General features: G+C 44.8%; 1 protein-coding gene. It reads left to right on the top strand.

Translation table 11 applies throughout. The features are described 5' to 3' along the window. On the top strand, nt 1–191 hold a 191-nt coding region (locus HJY11_RS14045; protein ID WP_438820444.1), incomplete at its 5' end, for a hypothetical protein. Nucleotides 192–223 lie beyond the last annotated feature (32 nt).

Consider the following 223-nt stretch of genomic DNA (forward strand, 5'->3'; position numbering starts at 1 on the left):
GAGGAAAGGCGCCTGCTTTTGTGGGTGGGCTTTCGATTGTAATCTTTTTCGGAGCATGGATGGGAGTGATTACCGGATTTCGGGGATTCAAAGAACGGGACAAGAATTATGTGACCTGCAAGATCGGTGTTGCCTGTAATCTGGCAATTCTGGCCTGTTTTGTAGGAATTTTTATCAGGGGGCTTTTGTAAGATGGATGAAAGTATGATGAAAGAACGGTATG

Source organism: Bittarella massiliensis (ex Durand et al. 2017) (genome assembly GCF_017566145.1).
GTDB classification, from domain to species: Bacteria; Bacillota; Clostridia; order Oscillospirales; family Ruminococcaceae; genus Bittarella; species Bittarella massiliensis_A.